This window comes from Microbacterium sp. 05T445 (genome assembly GCF_056395865.1).
Window position 1 is genome coordinate 413308 of sequence record NZ_JBFTKJ010000001.1, and the last position, 14095, is coordinate 427402.

Genomic DNA, 14095 nt, shown 5'->3' on the forward strand with positions numbered 1-14095 from the left:
AGCGGGCGTGCCCGGCGCGGACGAGTGGATGTCGGCATCCCGTTCACCTTCCGTTCACCCTTACAGCGCAGTCTCTTAAGAGTCCGAGCCTACGTTTCAGATCGAACCCCGCACCGGGTTCGAACCCGAAGGCCAGCACGGCCTCTTTCCCTGACACGTGAAGGATTCACACAGTGAAGATCTCTCGCATCGCCCAGGTGGGCGCTGTCGCCGCTATCGCGGCTCTCGCCCTTGCCGGCTGCGCCGCCAACGAGACCCCCAGCGACACCCCGTCCGCGAGCGAAGGCCCGGCTCTGACCGGCACGCTCAACGGCTCGGGCGCCACCTCGCAGCAGGTCGCGGTCTCGGCCTGGACCCAGCTCTTCCAGACCGCGAACCCGGACGTCACCGTCAACTACGACCCGCAGGGCTCGGGCACCGGCCGCGAGTCGTTCCAGTCCGGCGCCGTCCAGTTCGCCGGCTCCGACCGCGCGTTCAAGGTCGAGGAGATCGAGGCCGGCCCGTTCGACGCGTGCGTCGAGGGCTCGGACCTCGTCGAGATCCCCGCGTACGTCTCGCCGATCGCGCTGGCGTTCAACGTCGAAGGCGTCGACGCGCTCAACCTCGACGCGGCCACCATCGCGGGCATCTTCGCCGGCACCATCACCAACTGGAACGACCCGGCCATCGCCGCGACCAACTCCGGTGTGAAGCTGCCCGACCTGGCGATCGCCCCCGTGCACCGCTCCGACAAGTCGGGCACCACGGCCAACTTCACCGACTACCTCGCGCAGACCGCGTCCGACGTCTGGACCTACGGCTCGGTCGAGGAGTGGCCGCTGCAGAGCGGTGAGGCCGCTCAGGGCACCTCGGGCGTCGTCGACGCGATCAAGGGCGGCAACGGCACCATCGGCTACGCCGACCACTCGCAGACCACCGGCCTGTCGGTCGTCAGCGTCCAGGTCGGCTCCGAGTGGGTCGAGCCGTCGGCCGAGGGCGCCGCGATCGCCCTCGACGCCTCGCCGCTCGAGGAGGGTCGCGCGTCGACCGACCTCGCGTTCTCGATCGACCGCACCACCGAGGAGTCCGGCGCCTACCCGGTCATGCTCGTCAGCTACCTGATCGGCTGCGCCGAGTACACCGACGCGGATGCCGCAGCGCTCGTGAAGGGCTTCTTCACGACCGCCGTCAGCGAGGAGGGCCAGAAGGCCGCTGCCGACAACGCCGGCAGCGCGCCCATCTCGTCGGACCTCGCCGCGAAGTCGCAGGCTGCGATCGACGCGATCAAGTAAGCCCGTCATCAGGCCCCGGACGCACCGCCAGGCGCGTCCGGGGCCGGATGCGGATCGGAAGACACCACCAGGACGGATGACATGACAGCGGCTGCTCCCGCCCCGACGAAGATCGAGGCCAAGAAGCGCCCAGGCGACATGTGGTTCTCGGGCACGGCCCTCGCGGCCGGCGCGATGATCCTCGCCACGCTCGCGGCCGTCGCGATCTTCCTGATCGTGCAGTCGCTCCCGGCGATCGGCGCCTCGTCCGAAGAGGCGTCGCTGCTGACCACCAACTTCTGGGACTACGTCTGGCCGCTGCTGTTCGGCACGATCTGGGCGGCGCTGCTGGCGCTGATCATGGCCGTCCCGCTCTCGCTGGGCGTGGCCCTGTTCATCACGCACTACGCCCCGCGGCGACTCGCGCAGGGGCTCGGCTACGTCGTCGACCTGCTCGCCGCGGTGCCCTCCGTCGTGTTCGGCCTGTGGGGCATCCTCGTCCTCGCCCCCGCCGTGCAGCCCGTGTACGCGTGGCTCAACGCCAACATGGGCTGGTTCCCGCTGTTCGGCGGCGAGGTCTCGGCCACCGGACGCACGATCTTCACCGCCGCGATCGTGCTGGCGGTCATGGTCGTCCCCATCATCACCGCCATCTGCCGCGAGATCTTCCTGCAGACGCCGGTCCTCCACGAGGAGGCCGCCCTCGCCCTCGGCGCGACGCGGTGGGAGATGATCCGCATGGCGGTGCTCCCCTTCGGCCGCAGCGGCATCGTGTCGGCGTCGATGCTCGGCCTCGGCCGTGCGCTCGGCGAGACGATGGCGGTGGCCATGGTGCTCTCGGCCACCGGCACGGTGACCTTCCAGCTGTTCACCTCGACCAACCCGTCCACGATCGCCGCGAACATCGCGCTGACGTTCCCCGAGGCGTTCGGGACCAACATCAACGTCCTGATCGCTACCGGCCTGATCCTGTTCATCGTGACGTTCGCCGTCAACTTCATCGCGCGGTGGATCGTGAACCGCCGCAAGGAATTCTCGGGGGCCAACTGATGACCATCACCGCCACGCCTCCGCGCCAGGACGTCGCCCCCACGCGGTCCCAGCTCACCTCCGGCCACCTGCCCGCGTGGGCCGTCTGGGCCATGGTCGGCGGCTCGCTCGCCGCGATGCTCGCCGTGTTCGCGATCGTCGCCGTGGGATCGGGCGACGACCTCAACATCGCCGGCTGGCTCGTCTCCGCGGGCCTGCTGTACCTGGTGCTGATCTTCACCATCTCGTCGATCGTCGAGAGCCGCCGCAAGGCCGTCGACCGCCTGGTCACCGGTGTCGTGGCATCCGCCTTCATCATCGCGATGGTGCCGCTGATCTCGGTCGCGTGGACGGTCATCGTCAACGGCATCGCGCGCTTCGACGCCGAGTTCTTCACGAGCTCGATGCGCAACGTCGTGGGCGAGGGCGGCGGCGTCCTCCACGCGATCGTGGGCACGCTGCTCATCACCGGCATGGCGGCGCTCATCTCGATCCCGATCGGCCTGATGGCGGCGATCTACCTCGTCGAGTACGGCCAGGGCACGCGGCTGGGTCGCGGCATCACGTTCCTCGTGGACGTCATGACCGGCATCCCGTCGATCGTCGCCGGTCTGTTCGCGTACGCCCTGTTCGCGCTGTTCTTCGGTCCCGGCATCCGCATGGGCTTCATGGGCTCCATCGCGCTGTCGGTGCTGATGATCCCGGTCGTGGTGCGCTCCACCGAGGAGATGCTGCGCCTCGTGCCCAACGAGCTGCGCGAGGCCTCGTACGCCCTCGGCGTGCCGAAGTGGCTCACGGTCGTCAAGGTCGTGCTCCCCACCTCGATCGCCGGCATCACGACCGGCATCATGCTCTCGATCTCGCGCGTCATCGGCGAGACGGCGCCGCTGCTGATCACCGCCGGCTTCACCAACAGCATGAACTACGACCTGTTCGACGGCCGCATGCAGACACTGCCGGTGTTCACCTACACGGAGTACATGAACAAGGGCATCCCGCCCGAGGCGTACATCGATCGCGCGTGGGCCGGTGCGCTCACGCTCATCCTGATCGTGATGCTGCTGAACCTCGTCGCGCGCATCGTGGCGAAGGTGTTCTCGCCGAAGACCGGCCGCTGACCTCCCCTACCCGAAAGAACCACTGCCTTGTCCAAGAGCATCGAAGTCAACGACCTCAACGTCTACTACGGCGACTTCCTGGCCGTCGAGGGCGTCTCGCTGTCGATCGAGCCGCGCAGCGTGACCGCGTTCATCGGCCCCTCGGGCTGCGGCAAGTCGACGTTCCTGCGCACCCTCAACCGCATGCACGAGGTCATCCCGGGCGCCCGCGTCGAGGGCGAGGTGCTCCTGGACGGCGACAACCTGTACGGCGCGGGCGTCGACCCGGTGCTGGTCCGCCGCCAGGTGGGCATGGTGTTCCAGCGCCCCAACCCGTTCCCGACGATGTCGATCAAGGAGAACGTGCTGGCGGGCGTCAAACTGAACAACAAGCGCATCTCCAAGTCCGACGCCGACGCGCTCGTGGAGAAGTCGCTGCGGGGCGCGAACCTGTGGAACGAGGTCAAGGACCGTCTCGACAAGCCGGGCTCCGGCCTGTCGGGCGGCCAGCAGCAGCGTCTGTGCATCGCCCGCGCGATCGCCGTCGCCCCCGACGTGCTGCTGATGGACGAGCCCTGCTCGGCCCTGGACCCCATCTCGACCTACGCGATCGAGGAGCTGATCGGCGAGCTCAAGAACGACTACACCGTCGTCATCGTCACCCACAACATGCAGCAGGCCTCGCGCGTGAGCGACAAGACGGCGTTCTTCAACATCGCCGGCACCGGCAAGCCCGGCAAGCTCATCGAGTACAACGACACGACGGCGATCTTCACCACGCCGACGGTCCAGGCCACCGAGGACTACGTCTCGGGTCGCTTCGGGTAAGCGCCCCGACCCTGATGACCGGAGCCCCCGCCATCGGCGGGGGCTCCGTCGTTCAGTCGCGCGGGCTCAGCAGATAGCGATTGAAGGATGCCGTCAGCTCGGCGTCCACCGGGACCGCGCGCGAGTCGACGGCGGTGACGGGCGCCGCCAGGCGCACGCTCGACACCAGCCACGCGGCATCCGCCTCTTCCAGCGCGCTCACCGGCAGCGTCGCGTATCCGGTCTCGTGGCCGTTCTCCTCGAGGTGGGCGAACAGGCTCAGCTGTGTGGTGCCGTGCAGGATGCCGCCGTTGGGAGCGGGCGTGACGAAGCGTCCGCCGATGCGCAGGATGAGCGACGCGGTCGGCGCCTCCAGCACGAATCCGTCGGAGGTCACGAAGATCGCGTCGTCCGCGCCGCGTCGCTTCGCCTCGCGCAGCGCCGCCATGTTCACCGCGTACGAGAGCGTCTTGGCGCCCAGCAGCAGCCACGGGGCCTGTGCGGGGGTGTCGATGCCGTAGCCGCGGTCGAGCGTGACGACGCGGATGCCGCGCTCGCGCGCCGCGGTGTTGTCGGCCGCGGCGGCCACCGTGATCCAGGCGGTGGGGGCGGGCCCGTGTTCGACGCCGCGGCTCAGGATGAGCTTGATGACGCCCTCGCCCTCGGGGGCATGGGCGGCCGCGACCGCGACGGCCTGGCGCCACTGCTCCAGGTGCGGGGCGGGGAGGTCGCAGATCGCCGCCGAGTGCGCGAGGCGTTCGAGGTGCGCGTGGGTCTCCTGCGCGTGCCCGTCGACGACGCCGATCGATTCGAAGATGCCGTCGCCGCGCTGGGTGCTCAGCTCGCCGACGCTGAGCGCCGGCGCCGACGGGTCGATGACCCGGAACGTCCCGGTGAAGTCGGTGCGGAGATCGTCGGATGCCGTGGGCTCGATCACCAGCGCGAATCGCAAAGCCATGCCCCGAGCCTAGGCGTTCGGGAATGCCGCGCCCTCCGACTCGGTTACACTGGATCGGCCGGGCCGCAGTAACCCCGGGCTCCAAAATTTGCCGCTTCGAGCGGCACCGCGCCGAGAGGCGTTCTGCGGCCCGGCATCCTCATGCCTGGCGAAGTGCTCGCCTCAGGTCAGGGCGTCGCGGCGCCAGAGCGCCGCGCAGGCCGAGAGGTCGCCTGCGTAGTCGGCCAGGCGCAGCGCGCGCGTGGTGAAGGCGGACGCCCGCTCCGGCTCGGTCGCCTCGTAGTCGTCGGCGACGTGCGTCGCCCCCGACGCCTGCACGCGGCAGAAGGCCGCAGCACGGTCCAGCGCGACCGCGAAGTCGCCCTCGAAGAGTCCGCGCAGGATCGTGTCGACGAGCGCGACGAGCTCCTCCGGTCCTGCCGGAGACGGGGCGCCTGCCACGACGTCGTCGGCGGAGGCGAGCTCGGCACGGCCGCGCTCGTACAGGAGCGCGGCCGTGCGCGGGTCGTCGTGGATCATGAGCTGCACGAGGTAGAGCCGCCAGAGGGCTCCCGGCAGCGTCTTGGCAGGCGAGCGCGACCACAGCTCGGCGAGATCGTCGATGCCGTGCTCGTCGGTGAACGCGACCAGCCGGTCGACGATCGCGCCGTCGGGGTCGGCACGCACCCGCGCCAGCAGGGCGTGCGCCGTCGTGTGGGCGACGCGCGAGACCTCCGCCGGATCCTGGGCGGAGAACAGCCGATCGAAGAGCTCGGCCGGCCGACGCACGGGCTTGTGGAACTCCCTGGACGAGTCGCTCATCTCCTCCAGGCTACCGGCCGCCACGAGCGCCGGCTCGCGCTGCATCGCCGCGATCCACGGCAGGCACATGACCGCGTGCCCGCTCTCAGACCTGGTTGATGCGGATGTGGTTGCCGGAGGGGTCGCGGAACGCGGCGTCGCGCGGACCCCACCCCTGCTCCTTCGGCTCCTGCAGGACCTCCGCGCCGAACTCGCGCAGCGCCTCGAACGTGGCGTCGAGGTCGGTGGTCGTGAAGACGTACGGGCCGGGACCGGATCCCTTCACGACGAGGCGCTGGAGCGCTTCGCCGTCGTCCGGCGAGCGACCGGCGGTCGGGTCGGAGACCACCAGCGAGAGACCGGGCTGCCCGGGGAACCCGAAGCTCACCCAGCGGTGTCCGTCGTAGGAGACGTCGTTGACGATCTCCAGACCGAGGCCGTCGCGGTAGAACGGGATGGCGGCGTCGACGTCGTCGACGGTGATGGGGCTGTAGGCCAATGCGATGTTCGTCATGGCTGCCACGCTACGGCGGCCCCGCGACGTGCGCTTCTCCGATCCTGCTCGATCGGGACACCCTCCTCAGGCGTAGCGCGTGGGGCGGGTGAGGATCTTCGCCACGCACAACGGCATCGCCTCCGCGGCGTCGTGCGGGCGCGCCCGGTAGGAGCTCGGCGTCTCCCCCACGATCTCGGTGAACGTCGAGCTGAACGATCCGAGGGAGGTCGCGCCGACCGCGGTGCAGGCATCCGTCACCGACACGCCGTCGCGCAGCAGCGCCATGGCCCGTTCGATGCGGCGCGTCATGAGGTACGCGTAGGGGGTCTCGCCGTACGCGGCCTTGAACTCGCGTGAGAAATGTGCCGGCGACATCAGCGCCTTCACGGCCATGGTCGGCACGTCCAACGGCTGCGCGTAGTCGCGGTCCATGAGATCGCGGGCACGACGCAGGTGCGCGAGGGTCTGGGTGGTCTGTACGGCGGATGCCACGCCGCAAGGCTACCGAAGGGCCCGGCGTCAAGTCACTGCGTCGGGATCTCCGCGACGGTGTCGCCGAGGGGGCGGGCGCCGACCTCGTCGGCGCTCTCCACGGTGACCAGCACCGTGTCGGCCGGCTTCCAGCCGTCGACGACGACGGTCGCGCGCCCGTCGGCGTCGGCCTCGAAGGTCGCGGCACCGATGCGGTCGTCGTCGCGCAGCAGCCACACCGCGTGCAGCTCTCCGTCACCGACCTCGGGAACCCGCTGCGCGACGAGCACGAGCGCGTCGTCCTTCGCCGACCAGTGCGCCGTCGCGATGCCGCCGCCCACGATCCTGACGGTCGCCGAAGCGGCGTCGGGTGCGCCCTGCACGGCTTCCAGCGCGATCTCCGCCGGTGTGCGGTGCACGCGCTCGTGGATGGTCGCGACGGCGAAGCCGACGGCGGTCAGCAGCACGAGGGATGCCGCGAACCCCCCGATCACGCGGCTCCAGTTGCGGCGGCTGACCGTCTGGACCGTGATCGTGTCGGTCGTGGTCGCCACCCCGAGCACCGGGTCGGCGGCGGCGGCCTCGGCGGCGGGGATGTCGGGCAGCGGAGGCGGGTCCTGTCGTGGGCCGCGAGCCGCGGCATCCGTCCGTCCTGCGCCGTCCCCCGTCATGCCTTCCAGCATGCCTCATCCGCCTCCCGGGACCCTGGGAGCCGGGCGTCGCCGCGTGTTCCACACCACCGACCGCCCGTCAAGGGGTGTGCGGGTCGACGACGAGATACGTAACGTGGCAAGGGTCCGGCGGCGGCGTGCGCGATTCGGACGGGGAGGACCATGACAGACCTGCGCGAGAGCGGAGCGGTGCGCTGCGGCGAACTCGTGGACGATCGCTACCGGGTGCAGGAGCGCATCGGCGAAGGCGGCATGGGGTGCGTCTACCGTGCCGAGGACACCCATCTCCACCGCACCGTCGCGATGAAGGTGTTCCGCACAAGCGCGGAGGGCCTCGGCTCCGTCGAACGTGCGCTCAGCGAGACGACGATCCTCGCGTCGCTCAACCATCACGCGCTCGTGACCGTCTACGACGCGCGGGTGTCGGCAGACGACATCAGCTACCTCGTGATGGAGCACGTCGACGGCATCACCCTGGGCGCGCTCATGGCGCGCGGGCCACTGGACCTCGACACCGTCGCGGCGATCGCGATCGACGTCGCCGAGGGTCTGCACTCCGCCCACGACGCGGGTGTCGTGCATCGCGACATCAAGCCGTCGAACGTGCTGGTGTCTCAGACGGCGCTCCCCGGCCGGCCGTGGCGCGCCAAGGTCGCCGACTTCGGCATCGCCTACCTGGTCGATTCGACCCGCGTCACGCGACCCGGGCTCCTCGTCGGCACCGCCGCCTATGTCGCCCCCGAGCAGGCCCGGGGGGCGCCGCCGGCGCCCCCGGCAGACATCTACGCGTTCGGCCTCATGCTTCTGGAGGCGCTCACCGGCCGTCGCCCGTTCGCCGAGGCCGAGGGCATCGGCACCGTGGTGGCACGACTGGAACGGCCGCCGGAGGTCCCCGACACGCTCCCGGCCCCGTGGCGAGGCCTGCTGCGGGGCATGACCGCCGTCAGGGCCGACGACCGCCCGACCGCGTCCGAAATCGCCGTCACCCTCTCCGCGCTCATCGCTGCCGAGCGCGCCGACTCACGACTCATCGCCGACGAGCCCACCATGCCGTACTCCCCGCCGGGCATCGCCGCCCCCCTGACGTCCCCGACGGCCTTGCTCGCCGGGCCTTCGCAGGCGGCGACCGGATCGGATGCCTCCGGGTCACGCTCCGACGCCGTTCCCGGAGCCGGAGGCCCGCGCCGACGCCGTCGCGCGATCGGCGCGATCGCGGCCGCCGCGGTGGTCACCGCGCTCGTGGGCGCCGTGTGGATCTCCGCCCTGCCCGACGACGCGGCGCAGCCTTCTCCGACCCGACCGGCGATCCAGCAGGAGCCGTCACCCACCCCGTCCGACGAGCCGCCGGCGGCGCCGCAGGATGGCACCGGCGGGAACGGCGACAGCGGACCGGCGAACGACAACAGCGGGCCGGGCAACAACAACGGGAATGGGAACGGGAACGGGAACGGGCCGGGCAACAACAACGGGAACGGGAACGGGAACGGGCCGGGCAACAACAACGGCAACGGAAACGATTGAACGGAGTCGGACGGCAGAAGGGACCCCAGGACGGCAAGTAGGCTGGTCGTGCGGGCCTCTAGCTCAGTCGGTAGAGCATCGGACTTTTAATCCGCGGGTCGTGGGTTCGAGCCCCACGGGGCCCACCGACGCGTGAAGGGGCGGCTGGGATCGGCCGCCCCTTCCGCGTAGGGCAGCACCGCAGCCGTGTTCGGCGCGGCCGATCCCTCTGGCACGTCCGCGCGACCTTTCGCTATGGTCCGAGTCATGACGCCCCAGATCGGTGCGGACGGTCCGGCTTCCGATGCACTGCTGGCCGCAGGGCGGTTCTTCACCAGGTGGGACGAGACCTCCGATCACCGGGCGGCGTTCATCGAAGGCGGGCGGGCGCGACGGCGACGCGTCCTACCGCGACCACCGCGGGCTTCGCGATCGCGGCGGTCATCGCCCGGCCGCTAGGCGGCTGGCTGTCGGACCGCATCGGGCCGGCAACCGTGCTCAGCATCTCGCTCGGCGGCGCCGCCGTGACGGCGGTCGTGATCGGCCTGCAGCCGCCTCCGGCGCTCGCGGCGGAGGGGGCGTCGCGCGGCGGCATGAGGCTGCGCGGCGCCTCACCGCTCAGCGTGCGATCGAGGCCGCGACGACCCAGGCGGCGATGCTGAGCACGAGCGCGATCAGCGGATACCAGAACGCCCGGTGCTTTCGAGACAGCGCGACGATGCCGGCGACGGCGCCGATCACCGCCAGGGCCAGCGGCAGGTAGCCGCCCAGCACGATCGCCACCGTGTTGTCATGGTTGCCGATCGCCCACACGAGCGAGACGAAGAAGAGCACCACCGCGGCGCCGACCGAGAATCCGATCAAGAGCAGAGTGGCGACGAGATCGCCGATGCTCCGCTCGGCGGGGGCAGACGTGCTCATCGGCCGAGCCCGATCTCGTAGTGCACGAAGCCGGTGTGGGTCGCGACGCGGTCGTAGAGGGCCCGCGCGGTGGTGTTGGTCTCCTGCGTGAGCCAGTACACCTTCGCGGCGTCGTGCTCGCGCGCCCACTCGGTCACGTGGGCGATGAGGGCGCGCCCCGCGCCGCTGCCGCGGGTGTCGGGGGCGACGAAGAGGTCCTCGAGGTAGACGTAGGGCGCCGCCGACCAGGTGGCCGCGTGCGTGAGCCAGTGGACGAAGCCGACGGCGCGCCCGTCGTCCGTCGCCACCGCCCCGTGGATCGGGAACTGCGGGTCGAGGAGGCGGTTCCATGTCAGCGCGGTCTGCTCGTCCGACACCTCGGACTCGTAGAACTCGATGTAGCCGCGCCAGAGCGGGAGCCAGGCGTCGCGGTCGGCAGGGGCGAGGGGGCGGATCTCGGTCACGAGCCCGAGAGTAGCGGGTCGCCGGCCTCAGACGAGGGCGGTGCGGGCGGTGCGTCGCGCGTGCGCGCTGAGGTCGTCGCCGCGACGCGCCAGGAACTCCTCCAGCCGATCGCGGTCGACCCGCCCGATCTCGCGGAGAGCGACGCCGACGTTCGTCTGCACCAGGTGCTCGGGATCGTCCGCGAGGATCTCGCAGAGCGCGAGCGGGTCATCGAGGTCGCGCGCGCGGATGATCGAGAAGGCGGCGGTGATGGCTGTGCGGCGATGCCATCGGTCGTCGGAGCGCGCGAGCTCGAACAGCACGTCACGCCGGCGGTCGAGCAGGTGAAGGCCCACCACGCGCGGCGCCGACCGGTCGATGTAGTCCCACGTGTCGATGCGATCGAGACGCCGCATCCACAGTTCGTAGAGCGCCGCGCGGTCGACGCCCTTCGTTCGCGCCTGGAAGTCGAGGATAGACACCGCCACCATGCGCATCTCATACGCGTCCGAGTCGAGCAGCCGGTCGACCTCGGCGAGCGGCATCCGCGAATTCGCCTTCGCGATGTCGAAGACGGTGCCCATGCGCACGCCGATCACCTCGGTGCGCGGGTCGGTCATGCGCCGCCCGATCTTCGCGCGTTCGTCGACGGATGCTGCGCCCTCGAGCGCCGCGCGGACGCCCTCGGCAGTCGGCGCCCCCGGCTCAGTCACCGCCCTCGAGCCCCGACGGCCGCAGTTCGGCTCCGGCGTGCGCGAGCTCGGCGAGCGCCGCATCGCTGGATTCCGCCGCGACGCCGGCGATGAGGTCGGTGAGGACGCGGACGTGCCGGCCGTGCTCGATGGCGTCCAGCGCCGAGGCCCGCACGCAGTAGTCGGTCGCGATTCCGGTGATGTCGACGTCGACCACGCCGTGCTCCTCGAGGAGGTGCGCGACGGTCACGCCGTCGTCGGTCGTGCCCTCGAACAGCGAGTAGGCGGGCTTGCCCTGTCCCTTCTTGACGTGGTGTGTGACCGCCGACGTGTCGAGGCCGGGGTCGTACTCGGCGCCCTCGGTTCCGCTCACGCAGTGGACCGGCCACGTGTCGACGAAGTCCGGCTCCGGGTGGAAGTGCCCGCCGTTGTCGCCCTCGGCGTGGTGCCAATCGCGCGAGGCGACGATCACAGCGTACTCCTCGGAGTGCGTCACGAGGAACTCCGAGATGCGCTGAGCGACGGCGTCCCCGCCCTCGACGGCCAGGGCACCACCCTCGGTGAAGTCGTTCTGGACGTCGACGATGAACAGCGCCTTGCTCATGGTTCGAGCGTACGCCTGTACTCCTCGCGCGTGAGAGGGTGCCCGTCGCCGGCCAGGAGCTCGGGGTCGGTCTCGGCAGGCAGCGGCGCATCGTGTGCCGCAACTCCGTCTGGCACTGTCGTGGGAGCCGCCGCTGCGGGGGCGCCGGCCCTGCTCGGCGTGGGTGCGGCGGAGTTGCTGCCCGTGCCGGCGAGCGTCCCGGCATCCCGCCGCCAGAGCTTCGACGGCCACCAGATCGCCCTGCCGATGTCGTACGAGAGAGCCGGCACCAGGAGCGAGCGGACGATGAACGTGTCGAGCAGGACGCCGAAGGCGACGATGAAGGCGATCTGCACCAGGAACAGGATCGGGATGACGCCCAGCGCCGCGAAGGTCGCCGCGAGCACGAGGCCCGCCGAGGTGATCACCCCGCCGGTGGCGACGAGCCCGCGCAGGATGCCGGGTCTCGTGCCGTGCACGAGCGACTCCTCACGCACTCGCGACATCAGGAAGATGTTGTAGTCCACGCCGAGCGCCACCAGGAACACGAAGCCGTACAACGGCACGGCAGGATCCGCGCCGGGGAACCCGAACACCTCGTTGAAGACCAGGGCGCTGACCCCGAGCGCCGTCGCGAACGACAGGATCACGGTGCCGATGAGCAGCACCGGGGCCAGGATGGAACGCAGCAGCAGCATCAGGATCACGAGGATCACCGCAAGGATCACGGGGATGATGACGGTGCGGTCGCGGGTCGACGTGTCGTTCGTGTCGATGTCGGTCGCCGTCTCGCCGCCGACGATCGCGGTCCCTTCGCCCAGCGTCTCGTCGAGATCGACGCGGAGCTGGCGCACCGTGTCCTCCGCGGCCACGGAGTCCGCGGCGTCCGTCAGCGTCCCGATCACGAGCACATCGCCGTCGGACACCGTGGGCGCAGGCTCGGGGGTGCCGGGCGGGCCGACGGCAGTGAACACGGGTTCGCCGTCCGCGACCTCGACCTGCGCCTGACCCGTGGGCGAGTCGTCCGAGGCGACCGACACCGACTCGATGCCCTCCGACGCGTCGAGCACGCCGACCGTGTCGGCGAGATCCGCCTCGGGCACGATCACGTACACCGGCGAGCCCGAGCCCGCGGGGAAGTGCTCCGCGAGCACGTCCTGACCGTCGCGTGCCTCGGAGGAGCCGAGCACGAGGTCGCTGGTCGGCACGCCGTCCGCCTTCAGCTGCGTGATGCCGATCGCACCGGCCAGCAGCACGATGGTGCACGCGATCCACACGATGCGCGCGTGGCGGGCGACGAAGCGCGCCTGCCGCGGCCACAGGCCCTTGACGGGCTGCGTGAGGTCGTCGGGGATCATCGCGAGCGGCCGCTTCGGGATGAAGGGCCAGAACGCCGCACGTCCGCACAGCGCCAGGAGCGCCGGCAGGAAGGTCAGCGCCGACAGCATCGAGAACGCGATCCCGATGGAGGCGATCGGGCCGAGAGCGCGGTTGGTCGCGAGATCGGACAGCAGCAGGCACAGCAGGCCCGCGATCACCGTGCCGCCCGAGGCGAGGATCGGCTCGAAGGCACCGCGCCACGCCGCGCGCGTGGCATCCCATTTCGTCGTGCCGGTCGCGATGGATTCCCGGAAGCGCGCGACGTACAGGAGGGCGTAGTCGGTGGCCGCGCCGATCACGAGGATGAACAGGATGCCCTGCACCTGGCCGTTGAGCACCACGATGCCGGCATAGGCGAGCCACCACACCGTCAGCAGCGCCGCGCACAGCGCGAACATCGACGTCAGCAGGACGAGGACGGGCAGCAGCGGCGACCGGTAGACGATCACGAGGATGAGGAAGACCGCGATGAGGGCGACTCCGAGCAGGAGCCCGTCGATGCCGAGGAACCCCTCGACGAGGTCGGCCGTGAAGCCGGCGGGCCCGGTCACCCAGCCGTCCAGGCTTGCGGGCAGATCCTCCGCGACGAGCGAGCGGATCTCCTCCACCGTCGGTCCGACCTCGCCGGACGCGTCGATGGGCACGAAGACCTGCACTGCCTCGCCGTCCTCCGACGGGATCGGCGGCGAGACGTCCTCCTGCACCCCGTCGACCTCGGCGATGTCGTCGGCAAGGGCCTGCACGTCGGCGATGTCGTCGTCGGTGAGCTCGCCGTCGCCGGTGACGACGACGACCGCCGGGATGCTCTCGCCCCCGAGGAAGTCCGCGAGCCTGCCGTTGACCTGGGTCGCATCCGCGCTCTCGGGGAGGAACGACGACCGGTCGTTGCTCGAGACCTCGTCGACCTTGCCGAAGTACGGGCCGCCGATCGATCCCACGGCCAGCCAGATCAGGACGAGGAGGGCGGGGATGCCGATCCGCAGCCAGCCGGAGGGCCGCCGGTTCGCGTGGTGGGGCGAGGTCATATCGCTAGCTTA

General features: G+C 70.6%; 15 protein-coding genes and 1 tRNA gene. 6 read left to right on the forward strand and 10 right to left on the reverse strand.

Annotated elements, in window-relative coordinates:
• The first annotated feature begins 173 nt into the window (after positions 1–173).
• From pstS to pstB, 4 genes are all read left to right on the forward strand, one after another.
• Complete coding sequence (gene pstS, locus AC1DDU_RS01915) at positions 174–1271, forward strand: phosphate ABC transporter substrate-binding protein PstS (RefSeq protein WP_477430937.1); 1098 nt, start codon at positions 174–176, stop codon at positions 1269–1271.
• A gap of 81 nt (positions 1272–1352) precedes the next feature.
• Positions 1353–2300 carry a phosphate ABC transporter permease subunit PstC gene (gene pstC, locus AC1DDU_RS01920; protein WP_477430938.1) on the forward strand — a complete coding sequence of 316 codons (948 nt, stop codon included), beginning with the start codon at positions 1353–1355 and terminating at the stop codon, positions 2298–2300.
• The gene (pstA, locus tag AC1DDU_RS01925; protein WP_477430939.1) at positions 2300–3397 is read left to right on the forward strand and encodes a phosphate ABC transporter permease PstA; all 1098 of its coding nucleotides are present in this window, start codon (positions 2300–2302) and stop codon (positions 3395–3397) included. The genes pstC and pstA overlap by 1 nt, the downstream gene beginning before the upstream one ends.
• A 27-nt stretch (positions 3398–3424) precedes the next feature.
• The gene (gene pstB, locus AC1DDU_RS01930) at positions 3425–4204 is read left to right on the forward strand and encodes a phosphate ABC transporter ATP-binding protein PstB (RefSeq protein WP_477430940.1); all 780 of its coding nucleotides are present in this window, start codon (positions 3425–3427) and stop codon (positions 4202–4204) included.
• A gap of 52 nt (positions 4205–4256) precedes the next feature.
• On the opposite strand, the gene AC1DDU_RS01935 is transcribed toward pstB, so the two are convergent.
• The 5 genes from AC1DDU_RS01935 to AC1DDU_RS01955 all read right to left on the reverse strand — a co-directional run bounded on the left by AC1DDU_RS01935 (position 4257) and on the right by AC1DDU_RS01955 (position 7571).
• A complete protein-coding gene (locus AC1DDU_RS01935; protein ID WP_477430941.1) occupies positions 4257–5141 on the reverse strand; it encodes an aminodeoxychorismate lyase in 885 nt (294 codons plus the stop codon).
• A gap of 162 nt (positions 5142–5303) precedes the next feature.
• Positions 5304–5942 carry a DNA-directed RNA polymerase subunit beta gene (locus AC1DDU_RS01940; RefSeq protein ID WP_477430942.1) on the reverse strand — a complete coding sequence of 213 codons (639 nt, stop codon included), beginning with the start codon at positions 5940–5942 and terminating at the stop codon, positions 5304–5306.
• 85 nt (positions 5943–6027) lie between these two features.
• The gene (locus tag AC1DDU_RS01945) at positions 6028–6435 is read right to left on the reverse strand and encodes a VOC family protein (protein ID WP_477430943.1); all 408 of its coding nucleotides are present in this window, start codon (positions 6433–6435) and stop codon (positions 6028–6030) included.
• Positions 6436–6501: 66 nt separating this feature from the next.
• Positions 6502–6849 (reverse strand): helix-turn-helix transcriptional regulator, encoded by a 348-nt coding sequence (locus AC1DDU_RS01950; protein WP_477433399.1) that lies wholly within the window; start codon positions 6847–6849, stop codon positions 6502–6504.
• Positions 6850–6941: 92 nt separating this feature from the next.
• Positions 6942–7571 (reverse strand): anti-sigma factor domain-containing protein, encoded by a 630-nt coding sequence (locus AC1DDU_RS01955; RefSeq protein WP_477430944.1) that lies wholly within the window; start codon positions 7569–7571, stop codon positions 6942–6944.
• A gap of 150 nt (positions 7572–7721) precedes the next feature.
• Here AC1DDU_RS01955 and AC1DDU_RS01960 point away from each other — a divergent pair, with 150 nt between their 5' ends.
• Together AC1DDU_RS01960 and AC1DDU_RS01965 are read left to right on the forward strand one after the other, a co-directional pair.
• Positions 7722–9080 carry a serine/threonine-protein kinase gene (locus AC1DDU_RS01960; protein ID WP_477430945.1) on the forward strand — a complete coding sequence of 453 codons (1359 nt, stop codon included), beginning with the start codon at positions 7722–7724 and terminating at the stop codon, positions 9078–9080.
• A 52-nt stretch (positions 9081–9132) separates the two neighbouring features.
• A tRNA-Lys gene (locus AC1DDU_RS01965) sits at positions 9133–9205 on the forward strand.
• 472 nt (positions 9206–9677) lie between these two features.
• On the opposite strand, the gene AC1DDU_RS01970 is transcribed toward AC1DDU_RS01965, so the two are convergent.
• Genes AC1DDU_RS01970 through AC1DDU_RS01990 form a run of 5 tightly spaced genes read right to left on the reverse strand, consistent with a single transcriptional unit; the run spans position 9678 to position 14083 of the window.
• Positions 9678–9980, reverse strand: a complete 303-nt coding sequence (locus AC1DDU_RS01970; RefSeq protein WP_477430946.1) for a hypothetical protein — start codon at positions 9978–9980, stop codon at positions 9678–9680.
• A complete protein-coding gene (locus AC1DDU_RS01975; protein ID WP_477430947.1) occupies positions 9977–10423 on the reverse strand; it encodes an N-acetyltransferase family protein in 447 nt (148 codons plus the stop codon). The genes AC1DDU_RS01970 and AC1DDU_RS01975 overlap by 4 nt, the downstream gene beginning before the upstream one ends.
• Positions 10424–10450: 27 nt before the next feature.
• Positions 10451–11116, reverse strand: a complete 666-nt coding sequence (locus AC1DDU_RS01980; RefSeq protein ID WP_477430948.1) for a DNA alkylation repair protein — start codon at positions 11114–11116, stop codon at positions 10451–10453.
• Positions 11109–11699: an isochorismatase family protein gene (locus AC1DDU_RS01985; RefSeq protein WP_045298040.1), complete on the reverse strand. Its 591-nt coding sequence runs from the start codon at positions 11697–11699 to the stop codon at positions 11109–11111. Before AC1DDU_RS01985 ends, AC1DDU_RS01980 begins: the two co-directional genes overlap by 8 nt.
• The gene (locus tag AC1DDU_RS01990; RefSeq protein WP_477430949.1) at positions 11696–14083 is read right to left on the reverse strand and encodes an MMPL family transporter; all 2388 of its coding nucleotides are present in this window, start codon (positions 14081–14083) and stop codon (positions 11696–11698) included. The genes AC1DDU_RS01985 and AC1DDU_RS01990 overlap by 4 nt, the downstream gene beginning before the upstream one ends.
• Between the last annotated feature and the right edge of the window lie 12 nt (positions 14084–14095).

Bases quoted from the DNA above. Each gene is read 5' to 3' on its own strand.
- pstC (WP_477430938.1), top strand. From the start codon at position 1,353: ATGACAGCGGCTGCTCCCGCCCCGACGAAGATCGAGGCCAAGAAGCGC.
- pstA (WP_477430939.1), top strand. From the start codon at position 2,300: ATGACCATCACCGCCACGCCTCCGCGCCAGGACGTCGCCCCCACGCGG.
- AC1DDU_RS01935 (WP_477430941.1), bottom strand. From the start codon at position 5,141: ATGGCTTTGCGATTCGCGCTGGTGATCGAGCCCACGGCATCCGACGAT.
- AC1DDU_RS01940 (WP_477430942.1), bottom strand. From the start codon at position 5,942: ATGAGCGACTCGTCCAGGGAGTTCCACAAGCCCGTGCGTCGGCCGGCC.
- AC1DDU_RS01945 (WP_477430943.1), bottom strand. From the start codon at position 6,435: ATGACGAACATCGCATTGGCCTACAGCCCCATCACCGTCGACGACGTC.
- AC1DDU_RS01950 (WP_477433399.1), bottom strand. From the start codon at position 6,849: ATGGACCGCGACTACGCGCAGCCGTTGGACGTGCCGACCATGGCCGTG.
- AC1DDU_RS01955 (WP_477430944.1), bottom strand. From the start codon at position 7,571: ATGCTGGAAGGCATGACGGGGGACGGCGCAGGACGGACGGATGCCGCG.
- AC1DDU_RS01960 (WP_477430945.1), top strand. From the start codon at position 7,722: ATGACAGACCTGCGCGAGAGCGGAGCGGTGCGCTGCGGCGAACTCGTG.
- AC1DDU_RS01970 (WP_477430946.1), bottom strand. From the start codon at position 9,980: ATGAGCACGTCTGCCCCCGCCGAGCGGAGCATCGGCGATCTCGTCGCC.
- AC1DDU_RS01985 (WP_045298040.1), bottom strand. From the start codon at position 11,699: ATGAGCAAGGCGCTGTTCATCGTCGACGTCCAGAACGACTTCACCGAG.
- AC1DDU_RS01990 (WP_477430949.1), bottom strand. From the start codon at position 14,083: ATGACCTCGCCCCACCACGCGAACCGGCGGCCCTCCGGCTGGCTGCGG.